The organism is Sphingobacterium sp. 2149 (assembly GCF_031455655.1).
Taxonomy (GTDB): domain Bacteria; phylum Bacteroidota; class Bacteroidia; order Sphingobacteriales; family Sphingobacteriaceae; genus Sphingobacterium.
Genome location: NZ_JAVDTD010000005.1, coordinates 212,910 through 236,263, shown reverse-complemented (window position 1 = coordinate 236,263; position 23,354 = coordinate 212,910). Strand labels below are relative to the sequence as shown.

The window sequence follows — 23,354 nt, the reverse complement described above, 5'->3', positions numbered from 1 at the left end:
CTATTTTCATGCTAATGAGTCTTTTTTCTGCCGGGATAAAAGGTTCATCGCCTAACATCTAGCCAATATTAATTAAAACCTATTATGACATATTGTAGCAAAATTTTGCTCTTTATAGGTTGTTTTATTGGAACCTGTATGGCGCAGACAAATGAAAAAATCGATCTCCAAGATTTATTTGAAAGCTTATCCGAAAATCTTCCCGAGGATGCTGATTTGAGCGAACTGAATGAAAAGTGGTATCATTATCTCAAACACCCCATCGACCTCAACAAAACTGATGGTAGCGAACTCGCTGAATTACAATTTCTAAATCCTTTATTAATTGAGCATCTATTGGCGCATAGGGCTATTTCGGGAAATTTTATCCATGTATTGGAATTACAGGCCATCGAAGGATTTAATGAAAGAATAGTCTATCTATTGTTACCTTTTGTAAAAGTAGGCTCTGAATCACCATTAAACGTCCTCAAATTAAGAAAATTTAAGCAAGAAATTATGTTTCGGTATGCTCGGACACTCGAGAAAGCGAAGGGCTATCGTATCACTGATACAACGAGATCCAGGTATCTCGGCGATGCTAATCGCTATGCGCTAAGGTACAGAGCCCAATTGAACGATAGAATCCAACTCGCCATTAATATGGAAAAAGATGCCGGGGAACCCTTTTTTAAAGATCGGCAAAAAATGGGATTTGATTTCTATAGTATGAGTTTGTCCATAAAGAACTTTAGTCGGTTCAGGAATATCGTGATCGGCGACTATGCTTTGCAATTTGGCCAGGGGCTCAGTATGTGGAATGGTTTGAGTTTTGGAAAAGGAGGATTGGTACAGAATGCCGCAAGACAAGGGATTGGTGTAAAATCCTACACTTCGTTAAATGAGATTAATTTTATGCGTGGTATTGCGGGAACTTTACAGATTAAACATATCGAAATTACACCCTATTTTTCTTATCGATCGATTGACGGAAATGTTGACCGTACAACTTTTCCGGCAACGATTTCAACGATTGCAAGTACTGGTTTACACCGTACTCCAACCGAACAGAAATATCGTGGTGCCGCGTCTCAAATGGCGTATGGATTGAATTTATTGTGGCGCTATAAACGGCTCAAAGCAGGTATTCATTTTAACCAGACCCAGTTGGATGTCTTTAAAATCAAAGGAAAGGGAATACGACAACAAGCTGATTTTGAAGGTGACTTTCTGCGAAACATAAGTTTGTATACAAACTATACCATTCGGAATATCTATTTGTTCGGTGAATATGCCAACAGCATGGATGGTGGTTCGGCTTTATTAGCAGGGTCCATAATAAGTTTACATCCACGATTATCTTCGGTCCTTTTACTTCGCGACTACAAGAAGAATTTTCATACTTTTTATGGACAGGGGTTTGGTGAATCGGGGGATACGTCGAATGAGCAGGGAGGATATTTGGGATTAACGTACCAGCTTGGAAGAAAATTACTCTGGTCTAATTATGCTGATGTCTTCCGTTTTCCGGGAGCAAAGTATCAGGCTGATACACTATCTACAGGAGCTGATTTCTTCAGTCAGCTAAGTTACATGTGGTATAAAAAGGGGCAACTTTCCTTGCGTTATCGCAACCGATTAAAACAAGTTAACTACACCGGAGAGGGACAGACCGAGCATGGGCTTGTGAATACAGTTAAGCAGCAATTAAGGGTAGAATTTCATTATCGTCTTAACTCACGATGGACTGTTCGTTCCCGCGTAGAAGCTAATATGTTCCAAAAAGAGTATCAGGAAAGCAGTGTCGGATATATGCTTTTTCAGGATGTATTCTGGAAGTCGGCAGCCGGAAAGTTCCAGTCTAATATGCGGGTCGCATATTTTGACGCAGCGAGCTATGATAATAGAATCTATGCTTATGAGCAAGATGTACTGTACGCAGCCGGTTTCGGCATGTACAATACAAAGGGATGGAGAACTTATCTTAATATAAACTATCGCTTAAGCCGCCATCTTCAGGTATGGGCCAAATATGCATTATACTATTATCCGGGGAGAGAGGTTATCGGAACAGGATTGGATCAGATCGATGGTAATAGGAAATCTGACGTTAGGTTACAATTGAGGTGGCAATTATGAAAGAGTTAAGTTTTCTCCAAAGACTAGAGCGCATTCCTATTCTTAAGATTGCCACCCTATATATTTTGACGCTTCTTTTGGCTCCTACACTGCCAATTTCTCGCCCGATATTTCAACATGTACTGCAAGCATTGATAGTAATGACGCTGCTAACCATGTGTTGCTATTTTTTCAGGGGTAAAATTCGTAAATACGGTTATACCTGCGGCTATTACTTATCTATTATATTATTTGGAATTTATCAATTTTGGCGCAATGAACCACAAGTTGTCATTAATCACTTCTCTCATCTAGAAGCGGATAGTTATGTAGTGAAAATAATGGAGGAACCTAAGATAAAGCAACATATTATCCGTTTTTCTGCAGAAGTGATCGGTGTTCATAGGCAAGGTAAGTTTGTACCAAGTTCCGGCCGATTGATGATAACCCTAAAATTGAGTACGAAAAATTTCCTTCAGTTTGGTGACTTCTTATGGTTAAAAGGGGATGTGAAAAGAATAGCTCCGCCGCGTAATCCGATGGAGTTTGACTATAGGGAGTATTTGAGCAAGTACTTAATACATCATGAAGTTTTTGTGAAATCTGGCTACTATAGGTTGATCAGTCGGCAAGAAACAAGAGGCTTTTCAGTGTTTGGACTCGCTTTGCAAGCGAGGAGATATTTTTTAGTTAAGCTCCGCAGCCATCTTAAAGGGGATGAAAATTTTGCGATTGCATCGGCGTTGTTATACGGTTTTCGAAGCGAGATCAGTAATGATAATATGGAGGCTTTCACCAATACAGGAACTGTGCATATCTTAAGTGTATCGGGGATGCATGTTGCCGTTCTATTTGGTTTTTTATCTCTTATTATCAGACAAATTGCATGGCCACTTTACCTGAAGTGGCTACCATTAATTTTATTATGGGGCACGATCTGGATATATGCATTTATAGCTGGGCTTGATGCGCCGATTACACGCGCAGCTATCATGATTAGTTTTGTCCTATGTGCACAATATTTTAAACGAAGTTTTTCAAGCTTGAATTCGCTTATTATTGCTGCTGTATTGATTCTATTGTTTGCGCCCCGGGCTATTAATGACGTTGGTTTCCAATTGTCTTTTTTAGCCGTTTTGGGTATGATAATATGTGCCCCGCTGGTGAATGCACTTCTGCCGGTCAAAAGTTCTATACTCCGATTTTTAAGAGATATATTAACGGTTTCTATTGCCGCACAGATTCTGACAACACCGCTGAGTCTTTATTATTTTGGACAGTTTCCTACTTATTTTCTGATTGCCAACTTACTTGTCGATATTCCTTCCACCCTAGTGATGTATGCTGGTTTTGTTATGACCATTAACCCTGTCGACTGGCTTAATGAGATTTTGGGTTTTCTTCTAGAACATCTCATTGATTTTATACTATGCTGTCTGAAATTTATTGATCATTTACCTTTTTCGACTATAAAAATAGCCCCTATGGAAATCAGTATTTTATTTTTGGCCTATTTTTCAGTTTTCTCTTTTTTATATACTTTTCAGTGGAAAGATAAGAGGTACGTATGGCTCGGGCTATATTGTGGAATTGGAATGTTGCTAATCAATGGGAAAAAATGGTTAGCAAGTAATGATTCAGAACGGTTTCGTATTTACAATACGAAGCATGAATTGACGATGGGGTATTTCAAAGCTGGTCGCGGAATTGTTTATAGCACTTTTGATTCCTTGCAGGCCAAAGGGTTACAATATGCTTGTGGAAGGGAAATTGCATTGTTATCGGCAGGTGAAGTTCAGTTTGTGCCATTAAATGGACGGGATCGAAAGAATTATTTTGTGACGCTTCCTTTAGGTAGAGTCGCTATTTTGTCTCATCCGAAAGGAACGATGTCACCTGCTGATCTGGTCATTATCAGAAAAAACTTTTTATATGGTTTACCAGATGTATTAAAGCAAATCAAACCAAAATTTGTTGTACTGGATGGATCCAACTCAATGGAGAAGTGTCTGCTTATGCAACACATGTTGGATAGTTTGGGGATACAAAATTATCTCATGAAAGATAATTTTGCGTATGTTTGGAATAAGGAGAACTTATGACGCAAGATAGTATATCAATCTTAAGGCAATACTGGGGATTTGACTCATTTAGACCCCTGCAGGAAGAAATTATTCAATCTGTCATTTCTGGTAAAGATACCTTGGCTTTATTGCCGACAGGTGGGGGGAAATCGATTTGTTTTCAAGTACCTGCATTGATGCTAGAAGGAATTTGTATCGTGGTTACACCGCTCATTGCGTTGATGAAAGACCAAGTTGAACATTTGAAAAGAAATGGAATTCAAGCGGTCGCAATTTATGCTGGTATGAAGAAGAGAGAGGTGGATATCACACTGGATAATTGCGTGTATGGGAAAATAAAATTTCTCTATCTCTCTCCCGAAAGGTTGTACAATGATATCGTAAGAGAACGTATACGATTTATGAATGTCAATCTATTTGCCATAGATGAAGCACATTGCATTTCTCAATGGGGTTATGATTTTAGACCGCCTTATTTAGAATTAGCTAAATTACGCGAACTACATCCTAAAGTTCCATTTTTGGCTCTTACGGCCACCGCAACGGCCCGTGTGATAACCGATATTCAGCAGAAACTTGGTTTTTTGAAGGAAAATGTATTTGTCAAAAGCTTTCTTCGGGATAATCTGGCTTATATGGCTATTGAAGAGGAGGATAAGATGGGGCGTATGGTACGCATCATCCATAAATTGGGCGGATGTGGTATTGTTTATGTAAGAAACCGGCGCGAAACACAAGAAGTAGCCCGTATTTTGGTCAATAATGGGATTTCTGCGGATTATTACCATGCAGGGCTTTCTGGGCAAGAGCGGGATCAGAAGCAGCATGGGTGGATGACAAATGTTGTTCGTGTTATTGTTGCTACAAATGCCTTTGGAATGGGGATCGATAAGCCTGATGTGCGCTTTGTGATTCATCTGGATCTGCCCGATTCACTGGAGGCCTATTATCAAGAAGCCGGTAGGGCAGGGAGGGATGGAAAAAAAGCTTATCCTGTTATTCTTTATCAAAAAACAGATGAGCAGAAACTACTGGATAATCTGCAGGCTAGTTTTCCAGATATTTCCTTTATTCAACAAACCTATCACTACCTTTGTAATCATTTTCAGATCCCTTATGGTTCTGGAGAAGGGGTGACAGTGGATTTTGATGTCGTTACATTTGCTAAAAAATATCAGCTACCCTTAGTGCCAGTGATGAGTGCACTAAAATTTCTAGAGCGGGATACCTGGCTGGTCTTGTCGGAGGCTGTTACAATCCCTTCACGTTTTAAATTTGAGATTGACAGTGCTGAGTTATATAAATTTCAGGTTCAGTACGCAAAATATGATAAGCTCGTCAAGGCTATTTTACGTAGCTATGGCGGCGTATTTGAGAATTTCATATTAATCAATGAATACGAATTCGCAGGTAAGTTAGGTATACCTTACGGTCGTGTCGTGGAGCTATTGAAGTCGTTAGAAACGTTCGAAATAGCGACTTATTTGCCTTCTACAGATTCACCGCAATTGACATTCTTACAGAATCGGGTCGATTACAAACATTTGCATATTGACCATGTTTTTATTCGGGATCGCTATCAGGTGAAGGAAGAGGAAGTCAATGGCATGATTAATTATATTGAACAAAGCAATTGCCGCAGTCAGTCGCTGTTATTATATTTTGGTGAGAAAAATGCGGGGTTCTGTGAAGTATGTGATTTGTGCCTGATCCGTAATCACCGAGAAAAGCAACGGACAAATATAAAGGCCGAAATAAAAAGCAGTTTACTCGCTGGAGCGAAAAATATCCATGATTTGGTAGGTAGTTTAACAATAGGTACGGAGAAGAAAAGAATAGAGATCATTCGTGATCTGCTGGATGCCGAAAAAATCCGCCTAGAGGATAATCTCTATTCTTGGAATACTTTATTTTAACTTATTTTTCGATTGGAAGATTGAGTTCTTCGCGCCCCCATTCAGACCAAGATCCGTCGTATACCCGAATTTGTCCGTGGCCTACAAGATGGCAAGCAAATGCTAATATAGAGGCTGTGATACCTGATCCACAGGAGAAGATATACTCATTTCCGGTCTTATTAAAGTGATCAAATTGTCGTTTCAATTCATCAATTGGTTTATAAACGATACCATCAAGTAATTCTTCAAAAGGTAGATTTCTGGAATGGGGGATATGTCCACCATGTAGGCCTTTACGAGGTTCAGCTACCAAACCACTAAATCGCCCCTTACTTCTGGCGTCGAAAATATTGACTTTAGTATCGCGATAATGAGTCAATATATACTCTTTATCGGCATACAGGTTTTCTTGAAATTGGGCCTTAAAATTACCGGGTTTTACAGTGGTTTTATACTCTTCTACGAGGGGAAACTTGTTGTTTTTCCAAGCGGGAACACCGCCATTTAAAATAAAGACCTGTTTAAAACCCATAACCTTAAGCATCCACCAAGCTCTTGGGCTCGAATAAATACCCCATCTATCATACAACACAAGTATACTATCCTGATTAATCCCCAACCTTTGCATTTCGCGCTCGAATACTTCGGGCGAAACGAGGGTATGTGGTAATTTCGAATTAGGATCCGATAATTTTCCCTCGATGTCAAAAAATTGCGAATGGGGAAGTATCTCAAGTTTCGCCTCTTTAATCGATTGACCTACTTTATCGATTGTACAATCCAGAAGGATGATGTTTGCATTTTGTCCTAATGATTCCTGAAGTTGTATAGGGCTAATTAAGGATGATTGGAATGACATAAAATACTGTTTATTGAATACAAAAGTACAAAGCATCCGTATAAAAACAAAGCGGCTGTTCTTTTTGGAACAGCCGCTTTTTATGGATGTAGATTGCTAATTACTTAGCGTTCTTATCATTTTCCATTTGCTCTTTCAATTGAGCTAACACGTCTAAATCGCCTAAAGTAGATTTTTCAACAGAATCTTTTACTTTTTTAACAGCTGAAGACTCAGCTTTAGCGTCTTTTTTACGGTTGCTAGACTCTTCTTTGCGAGCTTCTTCTTTCTCTTCTTCCCAGATACGAGAGTGAGAGATTACTAAACGCTTGTTCTCTTTGTTGAACTCGATAATTTTGAATGAAGTAACTTCATCAACTTTCAATGAAGAACCGTCTTCTTTCACAGAGTGTTTAGAAGGACAGAAACCTTCAACACCATATTGTAAAGCTACGATATCACCTTTATCACCAACTTTGATCACAGTACCTTCGTGGATAGAACCTTCAGTAAAGATCGTTTCGAAAGTATCCCAAGGATTTTCTTCCAATTGTTTGTGACCTAAAGACAATTTACGGTTTTCTTCATCTAATTCTAAAACAACTACGTCTAGTGTTTCACCAACTTTAGTGAATTCGTTAGGGTGGTTGATTTTTTTAGACCAAGACAAATCAGAGATGTGGATCAAACCGTCGATACCTTCTTCCAATTCAACAAATACACCGAAGTTAGTCATGTTTTTAACGACAGCTGTTTGTTTAGAACCTACAGGGTAACGGTCAGTAATATTTTTCCAAGGATCAGGAGTCAGTTGTTTGATACCTAAGCTCATTTTACGCTCATCGCGGTCAAGCGTCAAGATTTGTGCTTCGATCTCATCACCAACTTTCAAGAACTCCTGTGGAGAACGTAAGTTTTGTGACCAAGACATTTCAGAAACGTGAATCAAACCTTCAACACCAGGGATAATTTCTAAGAAAGCTCCGTAATCAGCAACTGTTACGATTTTACCTTTAACTTTAGATCCAACTTCTAATGCAGTATTTAAAGATTCCCAAGGATGCTCAGATAATTGTTTCAAGCCTAAAGCGATACGTTTTTTCTCATCATCAAAATCCAATACAACAACGTTGATTGTTTGATCTAGTGATAAAACTTCTTTTGGATGCTCGATACGACCCCAAGAGATATCTGTGATATGCAACAAACCGTCAACACCACCTAAGTCGATGAACACACCGAAGTCAGTGATATTTTTAACAGTTCCTTCTAATACTTGACCTTTTTCTAATTTAGCTACGATCTCAGATTTTTGGTTTTCTAAGTCGTTTTCAATTAACACTTTGTGCGATACAACAACGTTTTTGAATTCGTGGTTGATTTTTACAACTTTGAATTCCATTGTTTTACCTACGTATACATCGTAGTCACGGATAGGTTTGATATCGATTTGAGATCCAGGTAAGAATGCTTCAACACCTTTGATGTCAACGATAAGACCACCTTTAGTACGGCTCTTAACGAAACCAGTAATGATTGCATCATTTTCTAATGCTTCATTGATAGCTTCCCAAGATTTTTGAGTTTTAGCACGTTTGCGAGAAAGTACTAATTGACCGTTAGCATCTTCTTGAGATTCAACGAATACGTCAACTTTATCACCAACTTTTAATTCTGGTAAGTCACGGAATTCTGATAAAGAAACTAAACCGTCAGATTTGAAACCAACATTTAAGACGACGTCTTTATTGTTGATAGAAACTACAGTACCTTCGATAATTTCACCTTGGTTAACTTGATTGAAAGTATCCGCGTATTGTGCTTCAAGTTTAGCGCGTTCAGCTTCGCTATAATTTCCGAAACCTTTATCATTTGCATCCCAGTCAAATTCACCTTCTGGTGTGATCCACGTGTTTGATTTGATTTCGTCGATTAAGTTTGAATCAGCTTCTGATTCAATTTGTTCAGTGTCTTTCACTACTTTAGTGTCAGCACCTTGTAGCTCTGCGTTTTTCGCTGCTAATTCTTTTTCTGCTTCTTGTTTTTTTGCCATTAATTAATTTTCTCCTTTTTCCTACTTTGTAGGAGTTGCAAAGGTACAAAAAAACTTTAAATGCAAAATTTTATTTTTCTTATTTTATTGAAAGACTTTCAGTTATAGGGATGTTTTTATAGGTCAAGCTGTCCAGGGTGTTAATTGAAGGTTGACTTTGTTATTTCTCGACTTTATTTGCTGAAATTCTTTTCTTGGAAAGCATAAATTAACGTGCTTAAAATGACTTAATCTTCTCTCTTAAACGAATTAAAAATACGTGGTTTGGCAATAACAATGGTTTGTTTGGACAGTGCAATGGCAGCATTGAGTTCATAACCCAATAATAAAATAAGCGTATTTAAATAAATCCAGAGCATAATGACAATTAACGTTCCGATGGAACCATACAATTTGTTGTATGCGCCGAAGTGATTGATATAAAAAGTAAATATTGAAAAAGTCAATATCGCTAGTATAGTGGCCATCGATGCTCCTGCACTAAAGAGTTTCCATTTATTGGAGGTTGAAGGGCCAAATTTGTAGATACAGCTCACCGTAAAAAAATAGATCGCGAATATAATCAACCATCGGGCTATCTTAAGCAATATCGCCCAGAAGCTTGATTTGATACCCGTCGTTTCTTTAAGATAGTCTATCGTAATGCCAGCAATCGTAAAAATCGTCATTCCAACAGTCAAGGCAAAGATAATTAAGAAAGCCAAAGCTAAGGCAAGCAATCGTTTTTTGATCCAAGGCCTTTTTTCCGTCATTAATGATGCTTTATTGAATGCATTCATCAGGGAGGCCATGCCGTTGGTTGCAAAATATGCTGCAAATACAAAACCGAAGGACAGCAATCCGCCATTTTGGTTTTTGATAATATCTTCCAAAGTTGTTTCAACAACGAGAAAAGCATTTTTAGGAATAACTACCGCCAGAAAATCCAACAATTGCTCTTGAAAATTATTTATTGGAATGTATGGGATTAATGTAAATAAAAATATGATGCCCGGAAAAATAGCTAATAGAAAGCTGTAGGAAAGGGAGGAAGCTTTGCTAATAATGGAGTCTCTGGAAATTTCCTGAAAGAAAAATACAGCGACGGTGTAAAGAGGGAGCGAGCCAAAGCCAGGTAGTACGACCCGTTTACTCCATTCGATCAATCTAAAATAAGGTTCAAAATTTAATAGCCATTGGTGGATGTTCCCCATTTCAATTAAAATATTTACTCATCTTATCCAAGAAAACCTGCGGAGGCATACAAGGTCTATTTTTCTCCATATTGACAAAGACCAATGTCGTTTCTCCTTGGTTGAGTAGCTCTCCATTCTCATTGAAAAGCTCATATTCGAAAACAATACGAACAGCAGGTTTCTTTCGGATGGTCACACGGATTGTAATCAGGTCATCATATTTGCCTGGTTTTAGATATTTGGTCTTCATCTCTGTGACAGGGAGCATGACCCCCATTTCTTCCAGTTCTCGGTACGAGATCCCTGTGCTCCGCAGCATTTCAGTTCGCGCTATTTCATAAAATGCAGCGTAATTCCCATAATAGACATAGCCCATTTGGTCTGTTTCTGCATAGCGAACGCGAATCTGATGGTCAAATACAAACATTATTTTTTAATATTTCTGGCGTCCAAAGCCTGTTGAAATTTGCGTGCGTTGATCAAATGCTCTGCTTCTGTTTTTGCGAAATTATGGTAACCTGAGAAATCATCTTTCGCACACATATAGATGTAATCGTGCTGCTTGAAGTTCAACACTGCATCAATAGCAGCGATGCTTGGAATAGAAATCGGGCCTGGAGGCAATCCTCTATAAATATACGTATTGTAGGGATTGTCTGTTCTGAGGTGCTTATTCAATACCCTTCTGATTGTAAAATCATTATTAGCAAAGATCACTGTTGGGTCTGCCTGTAACAACATCCCCTTTTTGAGGCGGTTTAAATAAAGTCCAGCAATCATGGGCATTTCATCTTGATGTAGCGCTTCCCCTTTGACAATGGAAGCTAACGTACTGACTTGCTGTGGTGTCAAATTAAGCGCTTTTGCTTTCGCCGTGCGATCCGTATTCCAGAATTTTTTCCATTCATCATCAAAACGAGCGATTACCTTTTCGGGACTGGTGTTCCAGTAAATTTCGTACGTGTTAGGAATAAACATCGTGATCAGATTTTCCTTTGTAAATCCATACTTCTGCGCCGTAGCTTCATCATTCAGCACAGCGATAAATTGTGCAGAATCAGCTTCGAAACTTTTTCCAAGAAGCGCCGCCATATTTTCTTTTAATCGGACATTGGCGAATCGGAATTTTACGGGTTCTTGGTAGCCACCCATTAAATTGCCAATTAAACGTCTATTGTTCATTCCAGGTGTCAGCAGGTAACGTCCTGGTTTTACACTCTGTTCATATTTTTTATATTGTGCTGCACGCTGAAATGAAGCGATATCGTCCAATAGATTTGAATCACTGATTGATTTCAGCACATCTTCATACTTTTCACCCTCGTGTATAAACAGGTACTTTTTATCTCCCGATACATTCGAAGCATAAAACGTGCTATAAAATTTCCAAGCAAAATAAGCTCCAACAACAAGAACGATCAGAGCAATGATTTTTAACCAACTTGGTATTCCTTTTTTATTTTCCATTCTAAAATTTTTTAATCATTTGTTGTTCGCTATTCATGGCATTCATGCAGCCTTTAGCGGTCAATGTTTGAAAAATCTCGCGTATGAAAGCGCAGTTTTTTCATATGTTTTATAGTTTTGAAACTTTAAAGCTTTAGCATCTTTTAACGATGATTCAATGCAGTTTCATTTTACGCTGATCGCTTTAGAAGCCCAGGCTATTTCCTTTATTTTCCTTATCTTTTTTCTGCCCCGCGGAGTTATTTGCCGGCTTAGTTGCTGGTGTATTTGCGGGCGTACTTTTCGATGGAGCAGCAGGCTTCGATTGGGCACTAGGCTTAGCGATCGACGGATTAGCTTGTGTTTGGTTTGCTTGTGGTTTAGGTGTTGTCGTACCACCTGTTGGAGCATCTGTAATAGGTGCTGGTGCTGTAACTGAAAGTGTTACGTCAATTTTAGCGCCTAAGCTGGTTAGGCCTTTTTCGATTCCTGGCGATTGCACACTGATGACTGCGGTAGCGGTATCCGTTACATTTGGATCATACGTCACAGTGCCCAGACCTAGTCCAGCTCCAGATAGGGCAAACTTCGCCTCGTTTAAAGGAAGTCCAATTAAGTTAGGTATCTCTACTTCATTTGCTCCCAGTCCATTTCCTAAAACGAGATCTATACGCGAACCTTTAGGTATCATACGTCCGTTACGGATGGATTGTCCTGCAAATTGAGCATCCAAAACGATATCTCTTGCGATGTCCGCTACATACGATGTGTCTCCTATTCTAAGGTTATGGTTTTTCAAGATGGCGGTGGCTTCGATCAATGTTTTATCTTTTATATTCGGAAAAGCAACTTCAGGTGCCACCTGTGTGATAATGGTCAAATAAATAGTCCGACCGGATTTTACATGGAATCCTTGTTCAGGATCTTGTTCGATGACCATACCAGGCTTAGCGTCCATCTGATAGACGGAATCAATTTGATATTCGAGCCCAGCATTTTCCAGGGCCTGAATAGCCGCACTGATATGAAGTCCTTTGACTTTAGGAACAGCAATAGATTCATCATGTTTGGTATATACTTTCAGACCAATATAAACGAAAAGGAATAGGCATACTATCGCAATGAAAGCGGCAATAAGATTTTTCCTAAACGTGGGGGTCTGAAGATATTGTACTACTTTGGACATTTCTTTGTTAATAAAAATTAATTCTGCATAGAACCGCAATATTAAAGCCAAGTTTGCAGAAAGATTAAATAAAATTATTCGTCACAAAATTATTCGTTTTTCCGTGTATAGCAAATTATATTTGCTATTCGAATCGCTAAAATTTATGAAAGCAAAAATAGCATTAATAACTGGAGGTTATACAGGAGAAGCTGAAGTTTCTTTTAAAAGTTCAGCCTTCGTCAATTCGCAACTTGATCACAACAAATACGATGTGTATCTGATTACGGTGACCAAAGAAGCATGGTACTATGAAGATGTAGATGGTCAGCGTCATCCCATTTCCAAAGCAGATTTCACGCTTCCATTGCATGGGGATGTTTTGGTTTTTGACTTGGCATTTATTATGGTACACGGTGCGCCTGGAGAAGATGGGAGACTCCAAAGTTATTTTGATTTATTAGATATTCCTTATACATCATGTGACGCGCTAACTTCTGCCCTGACGATGAATAAAGGGTATACAAAGGCGATTTTATCGGATATTCCAGAGCTGCATTTGGCAAAATCGGTCCTATTATTTGAATCGCAGCGACCTGAAGCGGTCCAACTGGTTGAAAGCAATCTCTCGCTGCCTTATTTTGTGAAACCTAATGCAGGCGGGAGCAGTATCGGTATGACCAAGGTGAAAGAATCTGCACAGCTGAAAGCAGCGATCGATACAGCTTTTGATGCAGAGAATACAGGTAAACAGGTCATTGTCGAAGAATTTGTAACCGGACGCGAGTTTTCGGAAGGAATTTTTCGCAATTCAAAAGGCGAGCTGGTTGTTTTACCTGCTACGGAGGTACGGACTACGCGCGAATTTTTTGATTATGAAGCGAAATATATACCTGGACTGACCGAAGAGATTACACCGGCAGAGCTGACTATCGAACAGCAGGAACGGGCTGCACGTATCTTGAAAGAGGTCTATGTCAGATTGAATTGCAAAGGTATGGTGCGTGTTGATTTCTTTTTGGAAAACGAGACCGATAAATTCTATTTTATCGAAATCAATACTATTCCGGGGCAGACTGCGCAAAGTTTTATACCGCAACAAGTACGCGCTTTTGGAATGAAAGAAGGCGATTTCTACGGCGAGTTGATCGAAACAGCTTTGCAATCGAAATAATATTGTCCTCTTATAGTGGATATGAAGTGAAGGTTCGTACGATTGCTGAATTTAACAATATGCGACGTGGTAACTAACGATAGCAAAAGCCGGCTTTCAATTTTCTGAAAGCCGGCTTTTGCTTTTTCATCATGACGACTTATGGGTTGCTATTGAAAGGACAAAGCGGTATACTACATGATCGCAGCATCTTGATGTCCCTTACGCAGTAAGCATTACGCTGGTTAAACAGAAAAGGGGATGAGCGAGCTTCTTTATAGCTGTTCGTCCTGATTTAGTTAGTACGTATCTATTTTCTTGTATAAACTTCAAAGGTATAAGCAAATGCATGTTTTTCATCTGCTTGATGCGAATCTGAGGAAACCAATTCCCATTCTTCGGATGGTAATGCAGGAAAGAAAGCATCTCCTTTGATGGTGGTATGCACCCGTGTCAAAAGTACTTTGTTGGCGAGTGGAAGGGCCTGCTGATAGATGTTTGCACCCCCAATAATAAATGCCTCGCGCTCGTCGCGACAATATAAAAGTGCTTCCTGAATACTGTTAGCGACATCAATATCTTCGCCTTGAAAATCTGCGTTGCGTGTGATGACAATATTCCTTCTTTCCGGTAATGCCTTACCTATGGACTCAAATGTCTTTCTTCCCATCAGTACAGAATGGTCAATGGTATTTTTCTTGAAATATTTAAAGTCGTTTGGCAAATGCCAAGGCATCTTGTTGTCGATTCCGATGGCATTGTTGTCCGATGCAGCGACAATTAATGTGATCGTTGGGTTGCTCATTTTTGATATAATGTGATTATTCGTCCTCTAAAAGAATATTGTTGCAAAATTAGCTGCCGTCATTATTAAACAGCAACCGGAGCTTTGATATGCGGATGTGATTCGTAGTTCAATAATTCAAAATCTTCAAACTTGAAATCAAAAATATCTTTTACTTCGGGGTTAATTCTCATCTGGGGTAGCGCTTTGGGCTCTCTGCTCAACTGAAGTTCCGTTTGTTCAAAGTGGTTACTATAAATATGCGCATCCCCTAGGGTATGAATAAATTCCGCCGCTTCCATATCACACACTTGGGCAACCATCATGGTGAGAAGTGCGTAAGATGCAATGTTAAAAGGTACGCCCAAAAATATATCCGCACTACGCTGATAGAGTTGACAAGACAATTGTGGCTTTAAAATTCCTTTTTCAGGTTGCGCTGGAGCGACATAAAATTGAAAAAAGGCATGGCAAGGTGGCAATGCCATATGTTCGATTTCAGCGACATTCCATGCCGATACAATAATACGACGGGAATCCGGCGAATTTTTAAGCTGATTAATTACTTGTGCGATTTGATCAATATGACGGCCATCAGGTGTTGGCCAAGAACGCCATTGCGATCCGTATACCGGGCCCAAATTTCCTTGTTCGTCAGCCCATTCGTCCCAAATGCTTACGCCATTTTCTTTGAGATACTGAATATTGGTCTCGCCTTTTAAGAACCAGATTAACTCATGGATAATGGATCGAAGGTGTAATTTTTTTGTCGTTACTAGAGGAAAACCTTCTTGAAGGTTGAAACGCATCTGATATCCAAAGACACTTTTGGTACCTGTGCCAGTACGATCTGTCTTTACAACACCATTCGTATATACATGTCTGAGTAAATCTAAATATTGTTTCATCTGTAAAAAAGTAATTGTTAAATATTAAATATCAATGCTATTATCGAACTGTGTGGGAACGATTAGCCCTATTTTATATGTCTGATTCTCAATCGGGAGATATTTGAATGCATGGTGTTCGAATTTGATTTCGTCAGCCTCTGATAAGCTGTTGATGCATTAAGCCTTTCAAGATAGTCAAAACTAATGAAAATCCTTATAACGAGAAAGTCAAAACTCAAAATGATAAGAGGGGTTAGTGAAAAAAAATGTAATTTTGCAAAATATTATGGAGAATAAAAAAGTAGCTTTTTATACACTTGGGTGTAAACTGAATTATTCGGAGACATCATCCATTGGTCGTTTATTTAAAGAAGCGGGCTATGATACCACAGCGTTCAATAGTCGTGCTGACGTTTATGTAATCAATACATGTTCGGTAACGGATAATGCTGACAAGAAGTGTAGAAAAGTGGTTAAGGAAGCTTTAAAGCACTCTCCCAATGCTTATATTACGATTGTTGGTTGTTATGCGCAGCTAAAACCAAAAGAGATCGCCGAGATCCCTGGTGTAGATATGGTTTTGGGTGCTGCTGAAAAGTTTAATATTATTGAGCATATCAATGATTTGACCAAACAGGAAAAGACAATCGTTTATAATGGTCCGATTGATGAGACCAATCAATTTGTATCTGCTTATTCGATTGGTGATCGTACGCGTACTTTCCTAAAAGTACAGGACGGATGTGATTACTCATGTACATTTTGTACGATCCCCCTAGCGCGCGGCGGAAGCCGCTCCGGTAAGATTGAAGAAATTGTACGACAGGCGGAAGAAATTGCAGCTTCCGGGGTTAAAGAAATTGTGTTAACAGGGGTAAACATTGGCGATTTTGGTATCCGCGATGGTAAGCGAGAAGACCGCTTCCTTGATCTGGTAAAAGCATTGGATGATGTCGAAGGTATTGATAGAATTCGTATCTCCTCAATAGAACCCAATCTGCTTTCCAATGATATTATTGAGTTTGTAGCGCAATCAAAACGTTTCGTTCCACATTTTCATATGCCTTTACAGTCTGGAAGCAATAAAATTCTGAGTTTGATGCGCAGAAGATACAAAAGGGAGCTCTATACAGAGCGCATCGCGTTTATCAAATCTCTGATGCCCAATTGCTGTATAGGCGTTGACGTCATTGTTGGATTTCCGGGAGAGACACGTGAGGATTTTATCGATACGTATAATTTCTTGAACGATATGGAGATTTCGTATTTGCATGTGTTTACATATTCTGAAAGAGAGAATACGATTGCCGCACAAATGGAGGGCGCTGTACCAGGAGCTCAACGTAGTGATCGGAGCAAAATGTTGCATATCCTTTCCGAGAAGAAGCGTCGTGCTTTCTATGAATCGCAATTAGGAGAAATTGGAGCCGTATTGTTTGAGGCTGATGAGAAAGACGGTTACATGCATGGTTTCTCTAAAAATTATGTTAAAGTGCGGACTTTATACGATCCATTATTGGTAAATGAGGTTGTGCCGGTTAAATTTATGGAAGTAACGGATTCCTGTGAAGTCGAGGTGGAAGAAATTCCAGAGACATTGGTACATTAGTTCAATAAAGATTTATAACATACAAAAAAAGGCAATCTTCTCTAAATAAGATTGCCTTTTTTGTATGCAAGTTTTCTGCTGTTATTGGCCAGAAAGGATTTTCATTTGTTTTTGTTTCTCTCTACGCTATCACGAAGTTTTGATTGCTGTATTCGGATAGATATCGTCAAATTGAGTGCAGCTATCTGACTAAAAGGTGATTGGTACCTCTAATGTGAACTGCTCTTTGCTGCATTTAACCAAATAACGGTACCCAAGATCAAAAGCACACCGATCCATTGAACAGTCGATACACTTTCATGAAGGATGAAAAATGACATACAGGTCGCTACAGGCAGTTCGGCCGAACTCAGTATTCCTCCTAATGAGAATCCAGTTTTGGGTAAACCATAAGCAAACAATAAAGGCGGAATGACCGTGCCAAATAAAGAAAGTATCAATCCAAAATAGAAAAAATTATCATCAAATTGACCATTAAATAAATAATTCGGTGGAAATAAAGTGAAAATCAGGATACAAGAACCTGTTACCATAATAGCACTTTTTTGAATGGGGTGGTAGTCATTGCCTACACGCCCATTTACAATCATGAACACCGAATAGGCAGTCGCCGCCAAAAGACCGAATAACACACCCGTTAAATTGAGTTGTTGTAATCCTTTTTCGATGAGTCCAGTCGCTAATAACGTTGCAATAAGTACAATTCCAATGCCGATCAGATTGTTTCTTGACGGTTTTGTCTTGAAAAAGATAAACTCAATGAGCACACCGATCCAGATATACTGCATTAGCAAGACTATAGCTAGTGAAGCGGGAACGAGCTGAACACATTTATAATAAAAAACACTCACCAAACCGGTAGAAGTACCGCTGATTAATATCTTGACCCAGGAAGATTTCTTTTTTGAAGATTGAAAGGACTTTGCCGAAAAGAGTTTGATGGTAATATAAATAAGCCACAGTATAAGCATGCCAAACAAAACCTGGATTCCCGTTACTTCGCCTAAAGTCAGTCCCTTACCGTAAGCTTTTTTTACAAACGTTGATAGTATTCCGAAACTACTTGCACCTAAAAAGACAGCTAATGCACCTTTTAATTTTTCCATTCTCAAATAAATTAGGCGCCAAAGTTACGATTTCTGAACAATTCTTTTCCTGATCTGACGTTCTTATCGAGAAAAGGAATCTTTCCACTATGGTATCGCAATGGAATAGCTTTAGCTAAGACTTCATTGGTGAAAATTATGTTATCAATAATCAACGGTTTTCGATGGGTGGATAAAAGGGGTTATTACCGTAAAATGTTTTAGCAAAACGGTAAATGTATTGCATATAAATAGCAATTTACTTAAGTTTGTTAGGCAACAACGTAGATTGAACAGCATGATTGTTAGGTTTTATTTTGTCTTCTTTTTGGGTGTAGTTCTATTTTTGAGCAGTTGTTCAACAAAGAAAAAAGTACTTATCGCTAATTCTCATCCTGCTAAGGGTGGCGTTTTGACAGATGCTAGTTCAGCGCGAGGAAGGTCCTTTTCGGGATCTCGGCTTGACAGTTATGCCGATTTGCTTAACGTGAGTGCCCAAAGGCTAAATCCAAACCTTTACTCTTTTATTGATGACTGGATGGGCATACCGCATCGTATGGGCGGACAGAGCAAATCCGGTGTGGATTGTTCGGGCTTTGTAAATCTGCTCTACATGGAAGTGTATAAAGGCAATCTGCCACGCACCTCCCGTGACATGGAAGGAGTTGTAAAGCGAAAAAGGGTGGATAAACTTCAAGAAGGGGATCTTGTGTTTTTTTCATTTGGGCGTAACGGGATAGATCATGTTGGTGTATATCTTCATAATAATAAGTTTGTGCATGTGTCAACGCGTAAGGGTGTTATTATATCTGATCTTTCTGATAGCTGGTATGCCAAGACCTTTGTTGATGCAGGCTCCCCTAGTATTTAGATAGCATTCGCTCATGTAGGTTTTATGTCATATCTTGATATAAACTTTTATACCCTATATAAATCCTTATTTTTGTCAAAATTTATAGCAATGACAATAAAGAGTAAGAAGATTTTTTTGGGCCTTTGTATTATTGTGCCGTTTTTGATGTATTGTGTTTATTATTATAGTAATATGATCAAAAATGCCCCTTTTCGTTTTGCTGATTTTGAATCCATAGAATTCAAATACGGCGAGCCGAACCACATGGTCAACGAATACAATTCAAAAACGCGTATCTATAAATATTTAGACAAAAAAGATTCTTTAATTACCGATACTGTAAAATTTACAAAAGACGATTTATTATATTTACATCGCAAAGCGATGGAGCTGGGTTTTTGGAATTTGGATACCGATATGACAGGTCCCGAATGGCAGCAGGATTCGACAAATTCTAAGGTTCCACGTTTTTATCTGGAATTCAATTACAAAGATAAATCCAAACATGTAACTTTAGATGCGGATTTCGCAGGCAATCCGCGCATGCATGACGCGGCAAAGTCTATGATTGATGAAGTCAACCGCATGTTGGCGACCGCGCAGGCAAGGTAGTTAAGATATAGACCCTAAGGGTAAAAGGAGAAACTAAGCAATTGGTTTCTCTTTTTTTGTATCTACCCTTTTTTTTCGGAACATTTATCTAAGACTGCAAAGCAAGAACATAGGTCAATCTACTAACACAGCCTAATATAACAGGTACTTTATGGGAGCTAATAGGGACTTCATTCCGATGAAAACATATAAAGTACGAATATACCCATTACTTTAGTATTAAATATGTGTTAATTAGTAAGTAGATTGGATGATATACCCTTCGATTCTTGATGAATTCTTGATATTCTCTTTATACTCTTTTAACCTGAATGGAATACTTTAGCGCCAAAACAAAATAACATATGAAAACATTTTTGGCATTAGCAATTTCCTGGGCATTCGTCCATGCTACGCATGCACAAGATTTTGCAAAAGGAAAGGTTTATTTGGACGTAAACAAAAACGGAAAATTAGATAAAAATGAAAAAGGTATTGCGTCTGTTTCCGTTAGTAACGGACGTGAAGTAACTACCACAGATAAAGATGGTAATTATCAATTACCCATTGGGAATGACAATATCATTTTCGTCGTCAAACCGGCAGGTTATGCCTTGCCTTTGGATGAAAATAATCATCCAAAATTCTATTATATCCATAAATTGAACGGCAGTCCGGTTTCTAAATACCCTGCCGTAACTGCTACAGGGAAGATCCCGGCTGCTGTAAATTTTGCTTTGTATCAGCAAGAAGAGGATTCAAACTTTTCAGCCTTTGTTTTCGGTGATCCACAGGCTTACACGGAGGAAGAACTGGCTTATTTCAAAAACGGGGTGATCAATGAAATTTCGGATAAGACAATAGCAAAATTTGGCATCAGCTTAGGCGACTTGGTGGGTGACGATCTTTCCCTACAACCAAAATATAAATCGGTAATTTCCGGCATGGGGCTGCCATGGTATAATGTCATGGGAAACCATGATATGAACTATGATGCCAAAGTAGATAGCCTATCCGATGAATCATTTGAGAAAACTTTTGGTCCCAACAACTATGCATTTAACTATGGGAATGCGCACTTTATTATCCTAGACAATATTATTTATCCGAACCCACGCACAGAAAAAGGTTATTTAGGTGGCTTTCGGAAAGATCAGTTAGACTTTGTGGAAAATGACTTAAAAAACGTTGCCAAAGACAAATTAATTGTGCTGGCGTTTCATATTCCTTTATACCATCAGAACTCAGATGTTTTTCGTAACGAAGATAGACAACGTCTTTTCGATATTCTCGCTCCATTTAAGCATACCTTTTCTTTATCGGCACATACACACTTTCAGCGGCAGTATTTTTATGGGCAAAAAGACGGATGGAAACAGGAAAAGGCACATCACGAATATAACGTAGGCACTACATCGGGTGATTGGTACTCTGGCGAGTTGAATGAGAAAGGGATTCCTGTTTCTACGATGCGGGATGGTACACCAAAAGGATATGCTATTTTGAAAATTGATGGTAATCAATATACTTTCGATTATAAGGTTGTCGGTAAGCCGGCATCGTATCAGATCGACCTATACGGCGCTTCGGTTATTCCGGAAAAGTACACCAAAAGATATCCGATATACGCTAATTTTTTTATTGGAAAGGAGGGCGATAAGGTCAGGTATAGAATCAATCAGGGGGAATGGAAAGAAATGGACTTTGTAAATGAAAATGATCCAGCATTTTTAAATTCGTTGGCTAAATATGATACAGCAATTGAATTGAAGCACACCCGTAGACCTTCCAATCCTGAAAAATCCAGTCATTTATGGGGCACTAATCTGCCAAAACTTAAAGCAGGCAAATATCAGATTGAAGTTCAGGCGATCGATCTTTTCAATAGAGCGCATGTGGCAACCAAAACGATAGAGGTGAGATAAATCTTTAGCGTTGTTTTAAGTTTAAAGATAGCTTAAGATACACTTAATATATGTCTCCTATATTTGTATAGAGTAATTTTTGATTCATAAAGAGTTAGGGTTAATGTGTAGATCTGTTGTGAAACACGTCTGAAAATTTAGTTTGTTTTTAAAGTGAAGGTAATCTCCCCAGATTACCTTTCACTGTTTTTAACCCCGTCGTGGTAAAATGTGCTTAAACTTTGTTATAAACGACTGCCTATGTTATTAAAAAAACATCTATAGCAATAAAATACGATCCATTCATGCGATCTGTCTTTTTGCAAAAAAAAGCCGCTAATTGCGGCTTTTGTTAGTTTAAGCTTAGCGGTTAACGCTCGTGTTTATGTCTAAAGAATAAGGCAAAAAGAATTGCGATAACAAAGGTGTACAGCGCAAATGCAAGCCAGATATCATGCCAGTCTTTTAGCATAAGATTGCCACTTAAAACACCGTCAGGTAAGATCGAGATATTTCTTTCCTTTAAGAAGTGCAGAAAGTGAGTGTTATCCACTGTTGTGTCCAGGTATTGGGCTAAATCTTTGCTATGCTGAAAACTTTTGGTAAAGTATTGATCAATGATCCACCCAGAAGCAAAACTGCCTACAACGGCGCCAAAACCATTTGTCATCATCATAAACAAACCTTGGGCAGAACTGCGTATACTGGAGGTTGTGGAGGTTTCGACAAACAGTGAGCCTGAAATATTAAAAAAATCAAAGGCCATGCCATATACAATGCAGGATAATACAATCATCCAAAGCCCGCCAGCAGGGTCACCAAAGGAGAACAATCCAAAACGTAATACCCAGGCTAACATCGAAATCAGCATCACCTTTTTTATACCAAATCTTTTAAGGAAAAATGGAATAGCAAGAATAAAGAGCGTTTCGGATATCTGCGAGATCGACATAATGATCGTCGAATATTTCACGACGAAAGATTCTGCAAATTTGGGGTAGAATTTAAATTCATCCAAGAATACGTCACCGTAGGCGTTGGTCAACTGGAGTGCTGCGCCTAAGAACATGGAAAAAATAAAAAATAAAGCCATTTTATAATTTCCAAAGAGTTTAAACGCTTCTAAGCCCAATAGTTGTGTCCAAGAAGCATTTTCCTGTTGTAATTTTTTCGGTGGACATTTTGGTAACGTAAACGCGTAGAGACTCAATGCCAACGCTGCAGTTCCGGCGATATAAAATTGAAAGGCCGTTGCTTTGCTACCCGTTAAATTGGTGATCCACATCGCGACGATGAAACCGATCGTGCCAAATACCCGGATAGGGGGAAAAGCTTTGACCAGATCATAGTTGTTTTCATTTAGTGCAGTATAAGCGATGGAATTCGATAGCGCCAAAGTCGGCATATAAAAACACATCGCCGCAAGCATCGCATAAAAAAAGGTGTTTGGATCATTTACCTGAGGTAAATAGAATAAAACACCTGCATAACATAAGTGAAGAATAAAATATAATTTTTCTGCATTTATCCACCGATCTGCAATGATTCCCATCAGTGTAGGCATAAATAGAGATGCGATTCCCATTGTTGCAAAAATGGCTCCAAATTGCGTACCATCCCATTGCTTTGTGCCAAACCAATAGTTCGCTATTGTAATCAACCATGCTCCCCAGACGAAGAACTGAAAGAAGCTCATGATGGTCAATCTTAATTTAATAGACATAAATGA

18 protein-coding genes are annotated in these 23,354 nt (G+C 38.8%); 8 read left to right on the top strand and 10 right to left on the bottom strand.

The genetic code is table 11. The features are described 5' to 3' along the window. Window positions 1-138: 138 nt before the first annotated feature. From J2X77_RS09370 to J2X77_RS09360, 3 genes are read left to right on the top strand one after another with little or no spacing between them, the layout of a single operon-like run. On the top strand, window positions 139-2,118 hold the full coding sequence (locus J2X77_RS09370) for a helix-hairpin-helix domain-containing protein (RefSeq protein WP_209576624.1): 1,980 nt from the start codon (window positions 139-141) through the stop codon (window positions 2,116-2,118). Further along, window positions 2,115-4,199 (top strand): ComEC/Rec2 family competence protein, encoded by a 2,085-nt coding sequence (locus J2X77_RS09365; protein WP_209576621.1) that lies wholly within the window; start codon window positions 2,115-2,117, stop codon window positions 4,197-4,199. Before J2X77_RS09370 ends, J2X77_RS09365 begins: the two co-directional genes overlap by 4 nt. Beyond that, on the top strand, window positions 4,196-6,097 hold the full coding sequence (locus tag J2X77_RS09360) for an ATP-dependent DNA helicase RecQ (protein WP_209576619.1): 1,902 nt from the start codon (window positions 4,196-4,198) through the stop codon (window positions 6,095-6,097). The genes J2X77_RS09365 and J2X77_RS09360 overlap by 4 nt, the downstream gene beginning before the upstream one ends. Window position 6,098: 1 nt before the next feature. Here J2X77_RS09360 and J2X77_RS09355 read toward each other — a convergent pair whose 3' ends face one another. From J2X77_RS09355 to J2X77_RS09330, 6 genes are all read right to left on the bottom strand, one after another. Further along, entirely contained in the window at window positions 6,099-6,938 is an 840-nt protein-coding gene (locus J2X77_RS09355) for a sulfurtransferase (RefSeq protein ID WP_310080463.1), read from the bottom strand. A 100-nt stretch (window positions 6,939-7,038) separates the two neighbouring features. Next, window positions 7,039-8,970, bottom strand: a complete 1,932-nt coding sequence (rpsA, locus tag J2X77_RS09350) for a 30S ribosomal protein S1 (protein WP_209576615.1) — start codon at window positions 8,968-8,970, stop codon at window positions 7,039-7,041. 227 nt (window positions 8,971-9,197) lie between these two features. Further along, complete coding sequence (locus J2X77_RS09345; RefSeq protein ID WP_209576613.1) at window positions 9,198-10,163, bottom strand: YihY/virulence factor BrkB family protein; 966 nt, start codon at window positions 10,161-10,163, stop codon at window positions 9,198-9,200. A 1-nt stretch (window position 10,164) separates the two neighbouring features. Further along, a complete protein-coding gene (locus tag J2X77_RS09340; protein WP_209576611.1) occupies window positions 10,165-10,572 on the bottom strand; it encodes a thioesterase family protein in 408 nt (135 codons plus the stop codon). Then, complete coding sequence (gene mltG / locus J2X77_RS09335) at window positions 10,572-11,612, bottom strand: endolytic transglycosylase MltG (protein ID WP_209576609.1); 1,041 nt, start codon at window positions 11,610-11,612, stop codon at window positions 10,572-10,574. Before mltG ends, J2X77_RS09340 begins: the two co-directional genes overlap by 1 nt. 184 nt (window positions 11,613-11,796) lie before the next feature. After that, the gene (locus J2X77_RS09330; protein WP_209576607.1) at window positions 11,797-12,777 is read right to left on the bottom strand and encodes a PASTA domain-containing protein; all 981 of its coding nucleotides are present in this window, start codon (window positions 12,775-12,777) and stop codon (window positions 11,797-11,799) included. Between the two features lie 145 nt (window positions 12,778-12,922). Between J2X77_RS09330 and J2X77_RS09325 the strand changes: the two genes are divergently transcribed. Then, window positions 12,923-13,930, top strand: a complete 1,008-nt coding sequence (locus J2X77_RS09325; RefSeq protein ID WP_209576605.1) for a D-alanine--D-alanine ligase family protein — start codon at window positions 12,923-12,925, stop codon at window positions 13,928-13,930. Window positions 13,931-14,219: 289 nt separating this feature from the next. Here the strand turns inward: J2X77_RS09325 and J2X77_RS09320 are convergent, their stop codons facing one another. Both J2X77_RS09320 and J2X77_RS09315 read right to left on the bottom strand, forming a co-directional pair. After that, window positions 14,220-14,714 (bottom strand): dihydrofolate reductase, encoded by a 495-nt coding sequence (locus J2X77_RS09320; protein WP_209576603.1) that lies wholly within the window; start codon window positions 14,712-14,714, stop codon window positions 14,220-14,222. A gap of 65 nt (window positions 14,715-14,779) precedes the next feature. Next, on the bottom strand, window positions 14,780-15,601 hold the full coding sequence (locus J2X77_RS09315; protein ID WP_209576601.1) for a thymidylate synthase: 822 nt from the start codon (window positions 15,599-15,601) through the stop codon (window positions 14,780-14,782). A gap of 268 nt (window positions 15,602-15,869) precedes the next feature. Here J2X77_RS09315 and mtaB point away from each other — a divergent pair, with 268 nt between their 5' ends. Next, window positions 15,870-17,192, top strand: coding sequence for a tRNA (N(6)-L-threonylcarbamoyladenosine(37)-C(2))-methylthiotransferase MtaB (mtaB, locus tag J2X77_RS09310; protein WP_310080459.1), 1,323 nt, complete (start codon window positions 15,870-15,872; stop codon window positions 17,190-17,192). A gap of 209 nt (window positions 17,193-17,401) precedes the next feature. Here mtaB and J2X77_RS09305 read toward each other — a convergent pair whose 3' ends face one another. Then, window positions 17,402-18,298, bottom strand: coding sequence for a DMT family transporter (locus tag J2X77_RS09305; RefSeq protein ID WP_307187414.1), 897 nt, complete (start codon window positions 18,296-18,298; stop codon window positions 17,402-17,404). Window positions 18,299-18,575: 277 nt separating this feature from the next. Between J2X77_RS09305 and J2X77_RS09300 the strand changes: the two genes are divergently transcribed. The 3 genes from J2X77_RS09300 (at window position 18,576) to J2X77_RS09290 (ending at window position 21,646) form a co-directional block, all read left to right on the top strand. After that, the gene (locus tag J2X77_RS09300; RefSeq protein ID WP_310080456.1) at window positions 18,576-19,148 is read left to right on the top strand and encodes an NlpC/P60 family protein; all 573 of its coding nucleotides are present in this window, start codon (window positions 18,576-18,578) and stop codon (window positions 19,146-19,148) included. A 174-nt stretch (window positions 19,149-19,322) separates the two neighbouring features. After that, a complete protein-coding gene (locus tag J2X77_RS09295; RefSeq protein ID WP_209576593.1) occupies window positions 19,323-19,742 on the top strand; it encodes a hypothetical protein in 420 nt (139 codons plus the stop codon). Between the two features lie 344 nt (window positions 19,743-20,086). Continuing rightward, a complete protein-coding gene (locus J2X77_RS09290) occupies window positions 20,087-21,646 on the top strand; it encodes a calcineurin-like phosphoesterase family protein (protein ID WP_310080454.1) in 1,560 nt (519 codons plus the stop codon). Between the two features lie 349 nt (window positions 21,647-21,995). Here the strand turns inward: J2X77_RS09290 and J2X77_RS09285 are convergent, their stop codons facing one another. Continuing rightward, the gene (locus J2X77_RS09285) at window positions 21,996-23,348 is read right to left on the bottom strand and encodes a nucleoside permease (protein WP_307187411.1); all 1,353 of its coding nucleotides are present in this window, start codon (window positions 23,346-23,348) and stop codon (window positions 21,996-21,998) included. Window positions 23,349-23,354 lie beyond the last annotated feature (6 nt).

Excerpts from the sequence above, each read along its gene's own strand:
- J2X77_RS09370 (WP_209576624.1), top strand. The coding sequence starts at position 139 with ATGGCGCAGACAAATGAAAAAATCGATCTCCAAGATTTATTTGAAAGC.
- J2X77_RS09365 (WP_209576621.1), top strand. The coding sequence starts at position 2,115 with ATGAAAGAGTTAAGTTTTCTCCAAAGACTAGAGCGCATTCCTATTCTT.
- J2X77_RS09360 (WP_209576619.1), top strand. The coding sequence starts at position 4,196 with ATGACGCAAGATAGTATATCAATCTTAAGGCAATACTGGGGATTTGAC.
- J2X77_RS09355 (WP_310080463.1), bottom strand. The coding sequence starts at position 6,938 with ATGTCATTCCAATCATCCTTAATTAGCCCTATACAACTTCAGGAATCA.
- rpsA (WP_209576615.1), bottom strand. The coding sequence starts at position 8,970 with ATGGCAAAAAAACAAGAAGCAGAAAAAGAATTAGCAGCGAAAAACGCA.
- J2X77_RS09345 (WP_209576613.1), bottom strand. The coding sequence starts at position 10,163 with ATGGGGAACATCCACCAATGGCTATTAAATTTTGAACCTTATTTTAGA.
- J2X77_RS09340 (WP_209576611.1), bottom strand. The coding sequence starts at position 10,572 with ATGTTTGTATTTGACCATCAGATTCGCGTTCGCTATGCAGAAACAGAC.
- mltG (WP_209576609.1), bottom strand. The coding sequence starts at position 11,612 with ATGGAAAATAAAAAAGGAATACCAAGTTGGTTAAAAATCATTGCTCTG.
- J2X77_RS09330 (WP_209576607.1), bottom strand. The coding sequence starts at position 12,777 with ATGTCCAAAGTAGTACAATATCTTCAGACCCCCACGTTTAGGAAAAAT.
- J2X77_RS09325 (WP_209576605.1), top strand. The coding sequence starts at position 12,923 with ATGAAAGCAAAAATAGCATTAATAACTGGAGGTTATACAGGAGAAGCT.
- J2X77_RS09320 (WP_209576603.1), bottom strand. The coding sequence starts at position 14,714 with ATGAGCAACCCAACGATCACATTAATTGTCGCTGCATCGGACAACAAT.
- J2X77_RS09315 (WP_209576601.1), bottom strand. The coding sequence starts at position 15,601 with ATGAAACAATATTTAGATTTACTCAGACATGTATATACGAATGGTGTT.
- mtaB (WP_310080459.1), top strand. The coding sequence starts at position 15,870 with ATGGAGAATAAAAAAGTAGCTTTTTATACACTTGGGTGTAAACTGAAT.
- J2X77_RS09305 (WP_307187414.1), bottom strand. The coding sequence starts at position 18,298 with ATGGAAAAATTAAAAGGTGCATTAGCTGTCTTTTTAGGTGCAAGTAGT.
- J2X77_RS09300 (WP_310080456.1), top strand. The coding sequence starts at position 18,576 with ATGATTGTTAGGTTTTATTTTGTCTTCTTTTTGGGTGTAGTTCTATTT.
- J2X77_RS09295 (WP_209576593.1), top strand. The coding sequence starts at position 19,323 with ATGATCAAAAATGCCCCTTTTCGTTTTGCTGATTTTGAATCCATAGAA.
- J2X77_RS09290 (WP_310080454.1), top strand. The coding sequence starts at position 20,087 with ATGAAAACATTTTTGGCATTAGCAATTTCCTGGGCATTCGTCCATGCT.
- J2X77_RS09285 (WP_307187411.1), bottom strand. The coding sequence starts at position 23,348 with ATGTCTATTAAATTAAGATTGACCATCATGAGCTTCTTTCAGTTCTTC.